At 67.5% G+C, this 15,587-nt stretch carries 13 protein-coding genes; 7 read left to right on the forward strand and 6 right to left on the reverse strand.

Annotated elements, in window-relative coordinates:
• On the reverse strand, positions 1–256 hold a 256-nt coding region (locus tag VKA86_10405; GenBank protein HKK71619.1), incomplete at its 3' end, for an HNH endonuclease.
• Between the two features lie 160 nt (positions 257–416).
• Between VKA86_10405 and VKA86_10410 the strand changes: the two genes are divergently transcribed.
• On the forward strand, positions 417–767 hold the full coding sequence (locus tag VKA86_10410; GenBank protein ID HKK71620.1) for a nucleotide pyrophosphohydrolase: 351 nt from the start codon (positions 417–419) through the stop codon (positions 765–767).
• A 498-nt stretch (positions 768–1,265) separates the two neighbouring features.
• Positions 1,266–2,222 (forward strand): hypothetical protein, encoded by a 957-nt coding sequence (locus tag VKA86_10415; protein HKK71621.1) that lies wholly within the window; start codon positions 1,266–1,268, stop codon positions 2,220–2,222.
• Between the two features lie 215 nt (positions 2,223–2,437).
• Here the strand turns inward: VKA86_10415 and VKA86_10420 are convergent, their stop codons facing one another.
• Positions 2,438–4,513: a FlgD immunoglobulin-like domain containing protein gene (locus tag VKA86_10420; protein ID HKK71622.1), complete on the reverse strand. Its 2,076-nt coding sequence runs from the start codon at positions 4,511–4,513 to the stop codon at positions 2,438–2,440.
• A gap of 258 nt (positions 4,514–4,771) precedes the next feature.
• On the opposite strand from VKA86_10420, the gene VKA86_10425 reads away from it, so the two are divergent.
• A complete protein-coding gene (locus tag VKA86_10425; GenBank protein ID HKK71623.1) occupies positions 4,772–5,737 on the forward strand; it encodes a calcium/sodium antiporter in 966 nt (321 codons plus the stop codon).
• A 45-nt stretch (positions 5,738–5,782) separates the two neighbouring features.
• Positions 5,783–6,748: a calcium/sodium antiporter gene (locus tag VKA86_10430; GenBank protein HKK71624.1), complete on the forward strand. Its 966-nt coding sequence runs from the start codon at positions 5,783–5,785 to the stop codon at positions 6,746–6,748.
• An 866-nt stretch (positions 6,749–7,614) separates the two neighbouring features.
• Here VKA86_10430 and VKA86_10435 read toward each other — a convergent pair.
• Both VKA86_10435 and VKA86_10440 read right to left on the reverse strand, forming a co-directional pair.
• Complete coding sequence (locus tag VKA86_10435) at positions 7,615–9,144, reverse strand: DUF4105 domain-containing protein (protein ID HKK71625.1); 1,530 nt, start codon at positions 9,142–9,144, stop codon at positions 7,615–7,617.
• Positions 9,145–9,147: 3 nt separating this feature from the next.
• On the reverse strand, positions 9,148–9,777 hold the full coding sequence (locus VKA86_10440; GenBank protein HKK71626.1) for a PEGA domain-containing protein: 630 nt from the start codon (positions 9,775–9,777) through the stop codon (positions 9,148–9,150).
• A 266-nt stretch (positions 9,778–10,043) separates the two neighbouring features.
• Between VKA86_10440 and VKA86_10445 the strand changes: the two genes are divergently transcribed.
• Positions 10,044–11,270: a hypothetical protein gene (locus VKA86_10445; GenBank protein ID HKK71627.1), complete on the forward strand. Its 1,227-nt coding sequence runs from the start codon at positions 10,044–10,046 to the stop codon at positions 11,268–11,270.
• An 11-nt stretch (positions 11,271–11,281) separates the two neighbouring features.
• Here VKA86_10445 and VKA86_10450 read toward each other — a convergent pair whose 3' ends face one another.
• Positions 11,282–11,872: a hypothetical protein gene (locus VKA86_10450; protein ID HKK71628.1), complete on the reverse strand. Its 591-nt coding sequence runs from the start codon at positions 11,870–11,872 to the stop codon at positions 11,282–11,284.
• Positions 11,873–11,884: 12 nt separating this feature from the next.
• Positions 11,885–12,568 carry a hypothetical protein gene (locus tag VKA86_10455; protein ID HKK71629.1) on the reverse strand — a complete coding sequence of 228 codons (684 nt, stop codon included), beginning with the start codon at positions 12,566–12,568 and terminating at the stop codon, positions 11,885–11,887.
• Positions 12,569–12,852: 284 nt separating this feature from the next.
• On the opposite strand from VKA86_10455, the gene VKA86_10460 reads away from it, so the two are divergent.
• Both VKA86_10460 and VKA86_10465 read left to right on the forward strand, forming a co-directional pair.
• On the forward strand, positions 12,853–13,236 hold the full coding sequence (locus VKA86_10460) for a hypothetical protein (GenBank protein ID HKK71630.1): 384 nt from the start codon (positions 12,853–12,855) through the stop codon (positions 13,234–13,236).
• A 377-nt stretch (positions 13,237–13,613) separates the two neighbouring features.
• Complete coding sequence (locus tag VKA86_10465; protein HKK71631.1) at positions 13,614–15,527, forward strand: FlgD immunoglobulin-like domain containing protein; 1,914 nt, start codon at positions 13,614–13,616, stop codon at positions 15,525–15,527.
• Positions 15,528–15,587: the final 60 nt, after the last annotated feature.

Here is a 15,587-nt window from a genome sequence, read left to right on the forward strand (position 1 = left end):
GGGTCTCGGCGCCGTTCTTCTCGCCGAACGCCTCCCACGCCATGGTCAACGGGATCGAAGTGATCGGTCCCAGCAGACCGAAGCCGCCGATCGCGTGGTGCGGACTCTTGAGCTTGAAGAGGAACGGGCTGCCCCACGGGATGGCCTTGAGTGTGGCCTTTCCCGACGGTGCCCAGAAGTTCACCTCGTCGAGGTGCGGCCGTCGGGAGAGGAAGTCGAACCAGCCCTGATCGGTGTTCGCGATGAAGCCGTGCACGTGCTGTCGATCTCCGGTCCTCGGGTCGGGAGCTTCGTGGGGAATCTAGCGCGCGGCGCCGGAGTTGTCATCGATGACCCGCGCGGGGCATCGCCCCTGGCCGGCGCCTCCTGCCTGCGGCACAATGCGCGGCGTCGAACCCCATCTCCCGGGAGCGTCCATGGACTCCATCGCCCGTCTCACCGAAGCCGCGCTGGCCTTCCGCAATGCCCGTGACTGGGAGCAGTTCCACACCACCAAGAACCTCGTCGCCTCCATCGCGATCGAAGCGGCCGAGTTGATGGAGGAGGTGCAGTGGGTCGAGGCGGACGCAGCCGAATCCCGAGCGCAGGCGCGGGTGGAGTCGGTGGCCGACGAGGTCGCCGACATCGCGGTGTACCTGCTGCTGCTGTGCGATCGTCTGGACATCGATCTCGGCGAAGCGATCGAGCGCAAGATCGCGAAGAACGCGGCGAAGTATCCGGTGGAGAAGGCGCGCGGGCGGGCGGTGAAGTATGACGAGTTGGAGTGAGGGGGCGTGATCGTCACAGAGATCGCCGATCGGAGGAGGTGAGGGCAAGGGAAGTGGCGCGTCGTTCCGTGGGATGGAACGTGTTGGCGAAGAGACGGCGTAGTGGTGGGTTTGGGTCACGATTTCGGGGATCGATGTTCCGTACGAGTCCGCTAGGATTCTCCTGCCTTGGCTCCCTCACTTCTGAATTCTCGGGGGAGTCTCGAAATGCATCGTTGCGCGTTGATTGCTCTTTCTTGCGTCGTCTGGCTGTCAGTTCCAGTCATTGCATCGGCATCGACACCCATTCCTGGTCTGCACAACACAGGTGTCGACGACGACGGCACGGTCCTGGCGCCAGGTACCGTCGACCAACACTACTCGCTGACCGGACCGGCGAGCCCAGCACAGGTTCAGGTAACGCACCCGAACTGGGATGTCGCGTCCAGTGGGTCCGCATGGATCGGGCCGGGTCGTGGTGGATTCGATTCCCAGCCCGGTGGTGAGTACCGGTACACCATGACGTTCGACCTGACAGGACTCGATCCCGCTACGGCAGAGCTGAGCGGTCGATGGACCATGGACGATTGCGGATCGATGTATCTGAACGGCCAGCTCGTCGTCGATGAGGAATGCGGATTCGCGCTGATCCCCTTCGAAATCGCCGACGGCTTCGTCCCCGGGGTCAACGAGCTCGTGTTCGTGATCCAGAACGCCTCGAAAGCGTTCGGAAATCCTTCGGGCCTGCTGGTCGCAGATCTCGTTGGCTACGCCGAATCCTTCCAGCCCCTCCCCATCACCTTCGGCACCTCCTGGGACGGCGTCTCCCTCCAGGAGATCCTCGACGCCGAGTACGGCGCCGGCACGATCGACGTCGAAACCGACTTCGAGGGCGCCCAGGCCGGTGACGCCCTGATTCCCTACTGGCTCGACGACACCGTCGACGGTTGGATGATCCGCGAGGTCGCCGACTTCGCCCGCGACAACGTGCTCGGCTGGTACGCCGAGACCCTCGCCGGCCCGCCCGCGATCGACGGCGTCGACGACGGCGTGATCTTCGACGGCTCCGGCAGCGAGGGCGAAACGGCCTTCGTCGGCCTCGCCGAACCCACCCGATTCGGACTCTACCTGAACCCGAACGGCAGCGGCGACGGCACCAACGCCCCCGAGTCCGAGATCTTCTTCACCAACCGCGCCTACAACGACGAAGGCCCCGACGGCACGGGTGCGATCCACCCGCCCGAGGGCGGCGACCCGCAGGCGTTGATCTTCAACATCACGCACCTGCGCAACGGCGTGCCGACCTACGTCGTGGCGTGGGAGGACATCGATTCGGGCAGCGAGCTCCGCGACACCTACGCGCCCGGCTACACCGACAACGACTACAACGACCTCGTCGTGGAGATCCAGGCCAGCTCCCCCGTGCGGACGGAGGAGTCGAGCTGGGGCGAGGTGAAGAGTCGGTTCGGGCAGTAGAGGGTCGTGGTCGAGGTTGGCCGGGCCGGCGTGCCCGCGGTGATCTGGCCAAGGGGTTTCGGTCGTGCCGGCGGGCTCTCGACTTCGAGAGTCTGCCGGCACTCCGGCCGGGTTCGATTTCCCCGGTGTTGATTCCAGAGGGATCGTCGCTGTTCGGTCGTGACGAACGCCATCGTGGCGGTCCGACGGCTTCGACCGCCGCCGACCACCTCCCGTCAATCCATGAACACGAACTTCCTCGTCCCGTGCGACCGGGTCGCCCCGTCGACGACCAGCCGCGCCAGGTAGGTCCCGCGTGCCAGACGCTGCCCGCGGTCGTCCCGACCGTCGAACAGGATCCGGTGCTCGCCCGCGTCGAGTTCGCGCGCGGCCACGTCGCGCACCAACCGGCCTCGCAGATCGAAGACCTGCAGCTCGACCCGGGCCCGCGAGGCCAGCGAGAACGCGAAGTCCGCCGTGCCCCGCACCGGGTTGCCCGAGGCCAGACGCAGGCGCGGCCCGCCGACCACGGGCTGCGGATCGACGCTCGTCACCCGGTCCTCGACGCAGCCCCCGCAGCCGGTGCGCTCGGCGTTCGCGCCCTCCATGGGCCACCAGGCGTCGGACCCGCCGTCGGGAACGTTCACGTCGAACACGTGCAGCTGTTCGTTGCCCAGGAAGACGATCTCGTTGCGTCCGTCGCCGTCGATGTCGCCGGCGGCGGGGGTGGTCTCGATCTGATCGTCCACGTCGCGCGGCCAGCCTTCGGCCTGGACGGCCCCGACGTTGCGGAAGCTCCAGATCTTCTGATCACGCGAACCGACGACGACCGAGTTGGGGGAGGCGACGTCGACGGTCGTGGCGATCGGTCCGCCGTAGAGGAACCAGACGATGCTGGTGCGGGCCGGGAACGCGGACTGGTCGATGCCGTCGGCGTAGACCACGTGCACGTACCCCAGGGTTCCGTTGAAGATCAGTTCGGGCTCGGCCGTGCCCAGGATCTGGTCGATCGCCACCGGGCTCAGGGATCCGGCGTCGGGGTTCGTGTACGGGAACCCCGCCACGTCGGTCATGTCGTGGTGCAGCACCTGCAGGGTCCCGCCGCTCTGGGGCACGGTGATCTCCAGATCGCCGTCGCGATCGAGATCGCCGAGCGACACCGGGGCACTCGGATCGACGTCGAAGAAGTTCCTCGAGGCCTGCACACCGCCGGTGAAGTCGCCCTCGAGCACCTGCACGCCCGTGCCGCCGGCGTCGAGGGAGAACGAGAAGACGATCTCCGCGCGACCGTCGCCGTCGACGTCTCCGATCGCCGGAGGACTGTCGTGGGTCCCGGCGAGGGTGCCGGACTTGAACTCGACGTCGCCACGCCAGTTCACGCGCGCCGTCTGGCGGCCGCTGACCGCGACGATCCAGCGCGGGTAGAACTGCTGCAGGGCGCCGAGGGCGACGTCGCTCAGGGCAGGAGACGTGCGTTCACGTGTCCCACCCCCGGCAACGGTGCGCGGGAATCCCGGTTCGTAGTTGGGGAAGCCCGGTCCACCGCGCCAGAGCCCGTCGAAGGCGTTGACCACGTCGATCGGATCGGGATCGTTCGAGCGGACACCCACGTAGCCCATCATGAGCGACGGTTCGCGGGTCGGATGGAAATCGACGAGTACGTCCTCGCCGACCTGGGCGACATGGTCACCCATGTGCTGCGGTTCCGAGAAGTCGGTGGGGTCGCTCGCCGGGGCCCGCACGTACGAGGCGCGCAGGGTATTCACCAGCGGTGAGAGCGCCGACCCCGAAACGTACAGCGCCTCACCGGCGGGGTCCCAGCCGATGTCGCCGACACCGGTGAAGGCGGGCAGGAGCGTGATGTCGTCGACCGACCAGCTCACGCCGGCGTCGAGCGACCGGAAGACCTGCGGGACCGCGACCACGTTCTCCTCGGTCAGCAGCACCGACACCCCCGAGCCGTCCGGATCGGCGACCACCCCCCTGAGTTTCTCGTCGAAACCGTTCGACGGCGACGTGAGCGACCACAGGGGACTCGACCAGTCCGAGGCCGAATCCCCGTAGCCGACTCCGCGCCGGTAGCTGATCCCGATGTCACCCGGACCACTCGAATCCTCTTCGAACTGCGCGGCCAGGTGCAGACGGCCGCTGCCACCGTAGTCGATGCGCGGCCGACGGAAGCCGCTCGATCCCTCCGCGTCGGCCGGCACGGTCGCGTAGGACACGACCCGGAAGGGGGTCGACCAGGTCTCGCCATGGTCGGTCGACCGGCTGAACCAGATGTCGTCGCCGTCGGTGCTGCGCAGGAACACGTCGTCGTCGAGGGCACTCGCGCGGCGCTCGTCGCCGGCGCTCGCGACCGGGGGGATACGTGGTCGTATCGCCGGAACACGCCGGGCGCCGCGCGGGAACGGTTCTGGAGGGGCATACGTGATCGCGCCGCGTGGCAGGCAACGGGCGGGAGGAATTCGTCGGACGGGTGCGCGCCAGCGACGGAACGAGGATCGTTCACCGTGATCGTGCTAGGCTGATCGCCCGCGCGGTGACCGCCGACCGATGAGGACCCCCGAATGATGCTTCCCGCCGCGATCCTTCTGGTGGCGCTCGGCGCCCTGGTCTACTCCGCCAACCTGTTCGTCACGAACGCGTCGGCGATCGCGCGGCATCTGGGGTTGTCGCCGCTGTTGATCGGCATGGTGATCGTGGGCTTCGGCACGTCGGCGCCGGAGATGCTGGTGTCGGCCCTGGCCGCGATCGAGGGGAGCTCGAGCCTGGCGCTGGGCAACGCCTACGGCTCGAACATCGCGAACATCGCACTGATCCTCGGCGTGACGGCGCTGATCCGGCCGATGGCGGTGCAGTCGACGGTGCTGCGCAAGGAGCTGCCGATCCTGGTCGCGGTCACCGCGGTCGCGGCGTGGCAGCTGCGCGACGGGTTGGTCTCGCGTGTCGACGCGGGCGTCCTGCTCGTGCTGTTCGGCGGACTGATGGCGTGGTCGATCCGCACCGGCCGCCGCGACGGCCGCGACGCCCTGGCCACCGAGGTCGAGCAGGAACTCGACGCGCACCCGGTGCCGCTGCGACGCGCGTTCGTGCGCCTGGTGCTGGGGCTGGTCCTGCTCGTCGCCAGCGCGCGCGCCCTGGTGTGGGGTGCGGTCGAGATCGCCCGCGGCTTCGGCGTGAGCGACCTCGTGATCGGTCTGACGATCGTGGCCATCGGCACGTCGCTGCCCGAGCTGGCCTCGTCGATCGCCGCCGCACGCAAGGGCGAGCACGACCTCGCGCTGGGCAACGTGCTGGGCTCGAACCTGTTCAACACGCTCGCGGTGGTGGGGATCGCCGGCGCGATCCAGCCGGCCGACGTCGGCGCCGACGTGCTGGGGCGCGACGTGCTGGTGATGGGTGTATTGACGGTGGGGTTGTTCGTGGTGGGGTACGGGTTTCGGGGGGCGGGGAGGATCAATCGGGTGGAGGGGGCGGTGTTGGTGCTGGTGTACGTGGGCTACATGGCGCTGTTGCTGGTGCGTGCGGGCTGACGCCCCTCGACGCCGCGGCGTGCGGAGCCGTAGACTCGGCGCACCATGATCATCTCCGCCGTAGTCCTCCTCCTGACGCTTCCGGTGCTCCTGTGGTCGGCCGACCGCTTCGTGAGCGCGTCGGGAACGATCGCCCGCCACCTCGGATTCTCGCCACTGTTGATCGGGATGGTGGTGGTCGGCTTCGGCACGTCGGCACCGGAGATGCTCGTGTCCGCCCTGGCCGCGGCCGAGAACAATCCCGCGCTGGCCCTGGGCAACGCCTACGGATCGAACATCACGAACATCGCGTTGATCCTCGGCCTGACCGCCTGGATCCGGCCGATCACCGTGCAGTCGGCCGTGCTGCGCAAGGAACTGCCCGTGCTGGTCGCGGTGACGGCGCTCGCGGCCTGGCAACTGCGCGACGGCCTCGTCTCGCGGGTCGACGCGGGAATCCTGCTGGTGGTGTTCGGCGGTCTGGTCGCGTGGACCATTCGCACGGGACGGCACGCCACCGACGACACCCTCGGCACCGACGTCGATCGCGAGCTCCGTGATCACGTGGTGTCGTTCCGTCGTGCGCTGCTCTGGGCGACGGTCGGGCTGGTCGTCCTGGTCGGCGCCGCGCGCGCGATGGTGTGGAGCGCCGTGGAGGTCGCGCGGGGCCTGGGCGGGAGCGACCTGCTGATCGGCCTGACCATCGTGGCCGTCGGCACGTCGCTGCCCGAACTGGCGTCGTCGATCGTCGCCGCGCGCAAGGGCGAGCACGACCTGGCGCTGGGCAACGTGCTGGGGTCGAACCTCTTCAACACGTTGGCGGTGGTCGGCGTCGCCGGATCGATCCGGCCGGCGGTCGCGGGCCCGGGGATCCTGGCGCGGGACGTCCTGGTGATGGGTGTGTTGACGGTGGGGTTGTTCGTGGTGGGGTACGGGTTTCGGCAGGCGGGGCGGATCAACCGGGTGGAAGGGGCCGTGTTGGTCGGGATGTATGTCGGGTATGTGGGGTGGTTGGTCGCGGCGGCGGGGTGATGCGTGTCACTGCATCCGCGGAACCGGGGATGGCCTGCGGAAGTGCCGCGGTGGACGCGGGAGTTCCGCCGCGGAAGCGCGGCTGTCAACGGTTGGTGACACGTTGCGCAACCGGTGGCAGGCGTCGTAAACTCCACTCATTCCCCCCGCAGGGCGTGACCCTGCGGCGCCCGTGGGCCACGGTCTGCGGGCACCTTCACTTCCGTTGCGGAAGTGGGGGTGGACGGACTCGGCCTCGACCTGTATCGGGACCGGGATCCCGTTCGCCCGTCGGCCCGGTTGCACCAGAGCTCGGGACGGGATATTCTTCGCGCGTTTCCACCCGCACGGTACGCCCGTGCGGCGCCCGCAGGCTACGGTTTGCGGGCCTTCTCATCGAAGCGCCGGTCGAGCACGTGGATCCGATCGGCCCGGTCGCGCTGGGGACGACTTGGGGAAGTCCCGCCGCGGAAGCGGGGTTTCAGGCGATACCGCGGTCGCTAGCTGTCAACGGCTGGTGACGCGGTGCGCGACGGGCAGTCGGCCGACCAACACTACCATCAATCCCTGCCGAAGCGGCCCGGCATTGAGCGCGCGTTCGCGGGTGGCGATGGGGCGGTCGTCCCACCCCTCGAGATCGTCGGTCCGACCGTTCGGATGGCGACGCATCAGGGCGAGGACCTGTAGCACGCCGTAGACGGCTTGCGCTTCCGGCCAGGGGCATCTCCTCTGCCGCAGTTTCCTCCGCAGGATATTACCCTGCGCGCCCGTGAGCTACGGTCTGCGGTCATTCTGCTTCTCGAAGGTAGGAACGTGGTAAGCCCCCACGAGCGGCTCGACAAGCAGGGGTGGCCAAGGCACATGGACGCCTTCGGCGTTGCTCGATATCACGGATAGAGCCGAACGGAGAGGGTGGTGCTGGTATCGTCTTGCCGCTGCGCCAGAGCGCCCAGGATCGCCACTCTAGGGTGGAGACGCGCGCCGACCCATGCTCGCCCGCCGCCGAATCCACCGCCCGGGCCGATCATCGCGTGACCATACGAACCGCTGAAGCCGTAGACCATGAAATGGTCCGTGCGCCGGTTCACATGGAATTGCACACCCCCATGAAGGCTCGTCAGATCGTCCAGGCCGTTCCAGACGGTCGCCGTCGGTAGAATCGAGACAGCGACTCCGTGCCATCTTCGAGTGAGACCGATCCCCACGCCGACCTCGGCGTGGAGTTCTCGCGCACCGTAGGGCCCTCCGCGGGCGAGTCGAGCGTCGAAAGACCATGACGCCTTGTCCACGAGCCAGTCCTGTGGGACCAACGACCGCTGAGAGAACACAGTGAATTCGGAGAGGGTGGGATCCAGCTCGTCGGCTGCTGTTTCGATTTCGGTGGTGAGCAGCACCATCGAGTTGAAGGGCCGGTGCCCGACCCACGATTCGTGCTCCTCGTGAAGGGCCGGTCGTAGACGAATCCCCAAGCGGTGAGAGCGGTTGTCGTGGAACCGAAGATACGGAGAAACCTCGGTACGTGGGTGCCATGTCGGGAAGCTCGTCGGAGCCCCCGGCGAAAGATGGGGCGCGCTCGGAAGCGTCGGTGTCTCGTTCTCCGCGAGACGGATGCGAAGCCCGCCCAGTCCTGCCGCCACTTCTTCGCCCAGCGGGTGTCTGTGATCGATCTGGCGATAACGGAAGTACCGTGACAAGAACCACAGATGGTCCGGCTGCACGGACTCGATCCATTCGGTGTCGGAGGCGAGTTCGGTCCATTCTCGGTTCGCGACGTGGTTGCGGATCCGGGAGGGGAGCTCTCTGACCTGGAAGCGCAGGATCCTCGTTGCGGCCGACCGGACGTATGCGGACTCTATCCGTTCCTTCTCGGCCAGACGCTGGACAACATCGAGTGGGCTGACGAATGCTCCGCCACTGCGAAGCTCGGTGAGAGACCCTCGGATCAACTCCAGTAGCTGCGAGGCGCAGTTGGAGGTGAAGAAGGAGTATCGATGACGGCTCCCGTCGCTCTCCCGGAAGTGATGCTTCATGGCCGAATACTCGGCTCGATCGAGACGCAACCGAAACAGCCAGAGATCACGATCCTCGATGAGCTCATAATCCAACGTCAGCTCATGGAACTCCGTGACTGCGAATGACCCGCTCAATCCTCCCGAGACACCCTGCAGAAACGAGCGGGCCGAGTTCATGTGCGTCACGTCGGCGCGAAACGTCATGGCTCGCCACAACGCCAAGGGTGTGTCGTCGGTTGGCTGATGAAGAAGGAACAAGTGCCCGAAGGCTGATGCGGGGCTGGCCGCGTAGGGGCCGGCGTACCCGATGTAGAATGCTCCCCCCGAACTGCCGTTGTGCAACTGGCCCACCGCACTCGACGGTGCGATGGGCCATAGGAAGAAGAGCGCGAGCAGTACGAGCAATGCTCAGATCATGGAGACGACATGTTCACCGAAAGCCTGTGGCCGTCCTCGGCTGTTGGTGAGCGCCGTTTCGACATCCCCTCTGCTCGCGGTCTCGTTACCACACTTCCGAAGCAACCTCACGAGGCCGTCGAGATGCGGGCCGCCGACGTCCCGGCCGAGGTCTCGGGCAATCTCGTCGATGTAGACCATCGCGAACTTACGGACGACGAGCTGCTGCTGGTAGTCGAGACTTGACTGTTCCTCGGCCCGCAGCTCGACCTGGTACGTGGCCGGTGCATACGAATATGCGGCACCCGTGGCGAAGTCGGTGATGCTCCCGAGCGTACCGCCGATGATGATGTTGCCCCAGAAGTTGGGGACCAGAGTCTTCGATAAGGCGACGGTCTCGGATCGGTAGCCGTCCTTTTCCACTCTCAATGTCTCTTTGTTCTTCGGGACAGTGCCTGTGAACGGCGTCGTGCCGATCTCCTGACCGTCCATGTAGAGTGTCGCGCCGTCGATGTTCGAGTTGATCGTCATGAGTTGCGTGGTACCGGTCATAACCGTGGCACATCCGGCGGCCAAGCCTGCTATCAGAATGAAGCTGGTCACGACAAGTGCCGACTTTCTCGACAGGTTCTCGAACTTCATCAACGACTCTCCTCGGCAATGGTGGCGGGAGCCGTTGAGGAGACTACAGGTTACCCCCAGAATGTCCAGATCTGGACACTCGGCGGGAATCGCCGCCGGAAGCTCTTTTCCTTCCCGGATCGCACGGACAGCGCGCGGTCACCCCACCCGGCCCGAATGATGCATCCGCATCACAGCCCGGATCCCCCGAATCCCGTACGATCGAACTGATTCCGATCGTCGCCCACGCCGCGTTCCGGACGCGGCGCGCGCGGGAGGCTCGAGCGGTGGCGCGTGTCCTGATCGCCGTCCTGTTCCTGTTCAGCGCTTGTTCCACGGGGCCGAGCGCGTTCGACGTGGCCTGCGATCTCGACACGATCGACGCCTACGAGGCCTTCCTCGATGCGCATCCGCAGGATCCGCACACCGCCGAGGCCCGCGCGCGGATCGCGGAGTTGCGCTTCGTCCAGGCGAAGTCCGACGACACGATCGAGAGCTGGCAGTTCTTCCTCGAGGACCACCCCGACTCGCGGTACGCGGCCGACGCGCGCGCGGCGATCGAACGGCTGCGCACCGAAGCAGCCGATGCGCGTCTGCAGCGGGCGATCGACAGCAGCGACTACGGCCGTCTTCTGGCCATGGCGCGCGTCGACGGGTCGGATTCCGACCAGTCGCTACGCGAGGCGGCGCGGCTCGAACTCGCGCAGTGGACCACGGACACGCTCGACGACGAGCTCCGGATCGCCACGGGACCGGGCGGGGCGGCGAGCCGCGCACCGACGCACGTGCTCGAGTTCCGTGCAAGCGCGCGGGGAGCTCTCGACGCGAGTCTTTCCACGCTGCTCGACGACAACCGCATGGACCGCGAGTTCGAGGTCGGCGGTCTGGGCTCGCTGCGCGGGTTGTCGGGCGCGACGGGACGCGAAGAACGCGCCCGCATGCGCGACGGCACGTCGATCCTCTATCTCCACCCATCGGCCGCGGGCGACGTCTTCGACTTCCGCCAGGGAAGTCTGGAACTGCGCGACCGCGTGCACGGCGAGTGCTCGCGCATGATCGTCACCGGCCAGCGCGCGCGCTTCGACGGATCGACGGACGGCGGCGGTCCGGGACAGGTGCTCGCGTCGATCGAACGCATGGGACGTTGCGATCCGTCCGATCGTGTGTTCTCGCGCTCGCGGGTGCACGAGTCGACCACGGCGCGCTCGGTGGTGCACCTGGGTCTGGTCCTCGTGGTCTCGCTGCCCGACACGAGCGGACCGGCCACGGTCTACGCGGTCGGCCAGCACTGGGAGTCGACCACCGGCCGCACGGTGCGCACGGGCATTTCGAGCCCGGCGGTGCCAGTACGCCTGCACGGAACGGCGCGGCTGCCGGCCGACACCTGGGTCACGCTACGACCCGGACTCGCCGCGCGACGCGGCGCGATCGTGTTCGAGGGCGGACACGCGGCGCTGAACGCGGGGACCGAGGTGGCGCGGCGGGAGCCGGTGGGGCAGCCGGCGAAGCGGTGATTTGCGGCGGCTCAGATCCGCTCCGGGAAGCTCCCGAACATCTCCTTCAACGCCAGCTCCGATGCTTTCCCGTCCATCTGGCTGGCGACCATGCACCCGGCCGCTCCGCCCATCCCGATCGACTGCACACTCTTGTTGCGCCAGAGAACCTCGCCGCTGCGTTTGCTGACGAGGACGGCGGTGGCCTCCAGATTGTACGAGGCACCGAGCCCGACCTCTCCCGAAGCATCGTTGAGGTACAGTACGAGGAGTGGCTCGGCTGCTGCCGGTCCGAGTGATGCGAGTTGGGCATCGTTCATCGCCGCGACCTGGGCGTGGGAGAAGCGGTCCCGGTCGGAGAAGTCGCCCGGCCGCTCGACGTCGTAACCCTTGTCCGCGAGCAGGCTCTCCAGTCGTTCACCGAGTTCCTGCTCGAGGTCGAAGTCCTCGGACTTGTCGATCCGGGCGTCGACGATCGGGAGGACGGTGATGGTCTCGAAGCTCATGGTCGCGAGCTGGGGGTCGGCGTAGAGCGGAGGCTTGGGTGCCGAGGAACAGCCCCCGACGCGTATGGTGAAGCCGCCGATCATGACGGCGACGAGGAGAATCCGGAGAGCACGCATGACGGTCTCCCTTCAGGGACGAGTCGGTTCGAGGATCATCCGCACGACCTCGGCGAACCCAGGATTGATGGATTCCTGCCGTTGGTTGTACGGAAGGGCTCGGACGAGGCCCTCGGCACTCCACGAGACACTGCCGTCTTCCATGTCGACCAGGGCGATGCGGAGCACGGTCGAACTCGTGCTCTGCGTCATGGCGCCCGACATGGGGTTGTACCACTCGGCCGCGCCGACCTGTACGTGCACGACGGGAACGCACAGATGGTCCGCGTTCCCGAGGCGCCGGAGGACGGCCAGGTGTGGCTGGTAGGGCTCGTGATCGGAGTATCGATCGACGAGTATCGACGCAGCGGGAAGCAGGTCGGCGATGACGGTGTCGGCTTCGGCGGGCAGGCGCTGGATGGTTCGACACGAAAGTCCGGAGGCGTCGAGGACGCGGAGCAGCTCGGTGTCGAGATGGGCCGCGACTCGGGTACCGCCGAATTCGTCGGGGGCGAGTGGTGACTCGTCGGCCACGGCGACGAAGTCGACGGTGGCCGGTAGGACGACGACCGGGCTCCGGGCAGCTACGAGCATCTGGAACTCGGGGTCGGCGGTTCCACCGTTGGCGACCGGCGCCGACGACGTTGCGCAACCCGCGACGACCAGAAAGGGAACGAGGGCGAGGAGCGGCTGCCAGATACGGCGACGAGGACTCATCGCGTCTCCCGATGACTGTGGAGACGAACCCGGCGAGATTCCGATCGTGCTGCGCGGCTTGCGACGTGGGCGAGACGGCGATCATCGTCGAGTGGGTGGCACGACGATCGTAGAAAACTTCGCGACCGAACGAACAGCAGCGATTCTGTGAGTTCGATGATCAATCGGCTTCAAGGATCGTGCGCTTTCCGAGAGCGCCTCCGAACACCGGCATGTGGCCAGGTCCGGACCGAGCTGCTACGGTGCCGCACGTGCGCACCTCGTCCCGTGTCCGGAGGCTACCCATGCTCGCCACCATCCTCGTCGCCGACGCCGCGCGCGCCCATCCTGATGGCACCTTCAGTCTGCTGCGCGGGGGCATCGATCGCCTGAACATCCCGCGCGATCGGCAGAAGATCTTCCGCGGGTCGATCGTCGTGCGCTTCACCGCCGATCCGCACGAGGCCGGCGCGCACGACTTCCAGCTCGTCTTCACCAGCCCGACCGGCGAGGTGATCGGCAAGGCGATCGAAGGGCAGTTCCAGATCCCTGATCACGGCGGCTCCGTGCAGGCGGTGATGGAGTTCCAGCAGACGCTGCCGGACTACGGACGCTACCGCTTCACGGTGAGCGCCGACCGCGAGCCGCTGGCCGAGTGGACGGTCGACGTGATCGAGGCCGAGGGCTAGTGCCGCGCGAGGCTGTGCCGAGAGCGAAGCCTCCGCGCAGATCGGTCAGCCACTTCCGCGGCGGAAGTCAGCGTGCGTGCGGCGGCGGCTCGTGTCGCTCCGTGGGGCTCGAGGTCATATTGTCGATCTGATGCGATTCACGAAACGGAAACGGTGAGTCGTTTCCATGGCGTGCATGCAACGTCCAGGCGTTGCTCCGGGCCAGTGTCAACGCACCAGCGTTTCCATTTCGTGAGCGCCGATCGAAACCACCCCGACGCCACCGGCCTCGTCGGCCGGCTCCATCCCCGCGGCCACCCATCCCCGCCGCCACCACACCCAGCCGCCCGATCCCATCGTGACACCACCCGGCGGATCGCCCGTGCTATGGTCGGCGCATGAAGACCACACTCGCCTTCGTCCTTCTCTTCGCCTTGCTGGTGGTCGCGCCCATGGTCCCGCCCGTGGCTGCTCCCGCGGCCGCGCAGGACTTCGCGACGCTCCAGGAACTCCACGCCGCCGACCGGGACACGCTCCTCGAGCGGCGCATCACGGGCACACCGCGCGTGTTGATCGCCGGCGACAGCTGGGCGCAGTTCATGTGGGACGACGGCGTGCACGACGCCGTGCTGCGGCGCTTCGGTCTGGGCGACCTGTCGGCGGTGAGCCTCTCGCTCGGCGAGACACCGGATCCGGGCTACACCGGCCCGGAGTACGCCGTCAGCGGCAGCGAAGCACGGCAGTGGGCGGACACGGCGAGCTATCCCTTCGTCGACAACGTGGTCGCCGCGCTGCAGGCGAACCCGACGATCGACCACGTGGTGTTGAGCCTGGGCGGCAACGACATCCTGGCCGGGCGCAGTGACGGCGGTTGGTACAAGGACATGGACCTCGACGTGCCGGGCAGCGAAGCGGCGCTGTTCGAGCGTATCCGCCTGGACACCTTCGTGGTGATCGACGCCCTGCTGGCCGTACGGCCGGACCTGCGCGTCGTGCTGTCGAGCTACGACTATCCGAACTTCGACGTCGGGTTCTGGTGTTTCCTCTTCGCGTGCCCGAAGCGACGCGACCTGAGCCGCGATCCGACGAACGACCTGATCACCGACGCCGAACTCAACGCCCTGATGATCGACGTCGAGACGCGTCGACGCACCTGGGCCGCCGAGACCGACCGCGTGCTCTACGACAACTCGATCGGGCTGATGCACCACGTGTACGGCGATGGCGCCTCCGGCCCGCGCGCGTTGCCACGGCCTGGGATCGTGCCGCCGGACTACGGTCCGTTTCCCGGTGGCAATCCTCTGCTGCCGACCTTGCGTGACAACTTCCGGCTTGCGGGCGGACTTGACGCCGATCCCATCCATCTCACGCCCGAGGGCTATCGCCACAAGGCCGGGCAGCAGATGGCGGCGCACCTCTTCCGTGGACTGGTCGGTACGCCCGACACGTCGCTGGTCGCGGTGGGCGGGGACGCCGACGGGTGGACCGACGGTGTGCAGGTCGCCTTCGACGAACTCTCGGTGGGCGACGACGGCGTGCGGCGCGTGGCCTCGATCGTCCGCTTCGACACCACGATCCTGCCGGCCGACATGAGCGTGACCGGGGCCACGCTGTGGCTCACGCGCACCGGACTCGACGGCACGAATCCCTTCGCGGTGGCGACGCCACGCGTCGACGTCTCGCTCGACGGCTTCGGCACGCCGGGAGTGGTCGAGCCCGGCGATCTGGACGCACCGGCCTCGGATCCCGACGTCGGAACGGTGGTCGGCAGCATGTTCGACGACGGCGATGCGCTGCGGATCGACCTCGATCCATCGGTCGTCGGTGCCTTCGGGAGCACGGACTTCGTCGAACTGCGCGTGGCCTTCGACACCGTCGACGTGGGCGCGAGCCGGGTGGTCTTCGCCGACGGCAGCGCGGGGTCGTGGATGCCGACGGGCGTGGCGAGCTACGCCGACACGCGCGGCTCCGCGGCGCCGGTGCTCGAACTGCAGCTCGAGGTCGGGACGGATGCGCCGGCGGCGGTGACGCGCGCGCTCGTGCTCGAGCCGGTACGGCCGAATCCGTTCAATCCGCGGACGTCGATCGTGTTCGAGCTCGCGCGGGCGTCGTCGCACGTGATGCTCGACGTGTACGACACGGCGGGGCGGCACGTGCGGTCGTTGCACCGCGGTGCGCTGGCGGCGGGGCGGTACGAAAGAGCGTGGAACGGGACCGACGGTGCGGGCCGTGTGGTCGCGTCGGGAGTGTACCGCGTTCGGTTGCGGGCGAATGGCGTCGAGCGCACGACGCGGGCTGTTCTGGTGCGGTAGGCCGTCGAAGAGTCGTCAACACCGTGGGGACGATCCGGGGCCGTGACGGCGCGTCTCATG

Source organism: Candidatus Krumholzibacteriia bacterium, assembly GCA_035268685.1.
GTDB lineage: Bacteria > Krumholzibacteriota > Krumholzibacteriia > JAJRXK01 > JAJRXK01 > JAJRXK01.

Bases quoted from the DNA above. Each gene is read 5' to 3' on its own strand.
- VKA86_10410 (HKK71620.1), top strand. From the start codon at position 417: ATGGACTCCATCGCCCGTCTCACCGAAGCCGCGCTGGCCTTCCGCAAT.
- VKA86_10415 (HKK71621.1), top strand. From the start codon at position 1,266: ATGACGTTCGACCTGACAGGACTCGATCCCGCTACGGCAGAGCTGAGC.
- VKA86_10425 (HKK71623.1), top strand. From the start codon at position 4,772: ATGATGCTTCCCGCCGCGATCCTTCTGGTGGCGCTCGGCGCCCTGGTC.
- VKA86_10430 (HKK71624.1), top strand. From the start codon at position 5,783: ATGATCATCTCCGCCGTAGTCCTCCTCCTGACGCTTCCGGTGCTCCTG.
- VKA86_10440 (HKK71626.1), bottom strand. From the start codon at position 9,777: ATGAAGTTCGAGAACCTGTCGAGAAAGTCGGCACTTGTCGTGACCAGC.
- VKA86_10450 (HKK71628.1), bottom strand. From the start codon at position 11,872: ATGCGTGCTCTCCGGATTCTCCTCGTCGCCGTCATGATCGGCGGCTTC.
- VKA86_10455 (HKK71629.1), bottom strand. From the start codon at position 12,568: ATGAGTCCTCGTCGCCGTATCTGGCAGCCGCTCCTCGCCCTCGTTCCC.
- VKA86_10460 (HKK71630.1), top strand. From the start codon at position 12,853: ATGCTCGCCACCATCCTCGTCGCCGACGCCGCGCGCGCCCATCCTGAT.
- VKA86_10465 (HKK71631.1), top strand. From the start codon at position 13,614: ATGAAGACCACACTCGCCTTCGTCCTTCTCTTCGCCTTGCTGGTGGTC.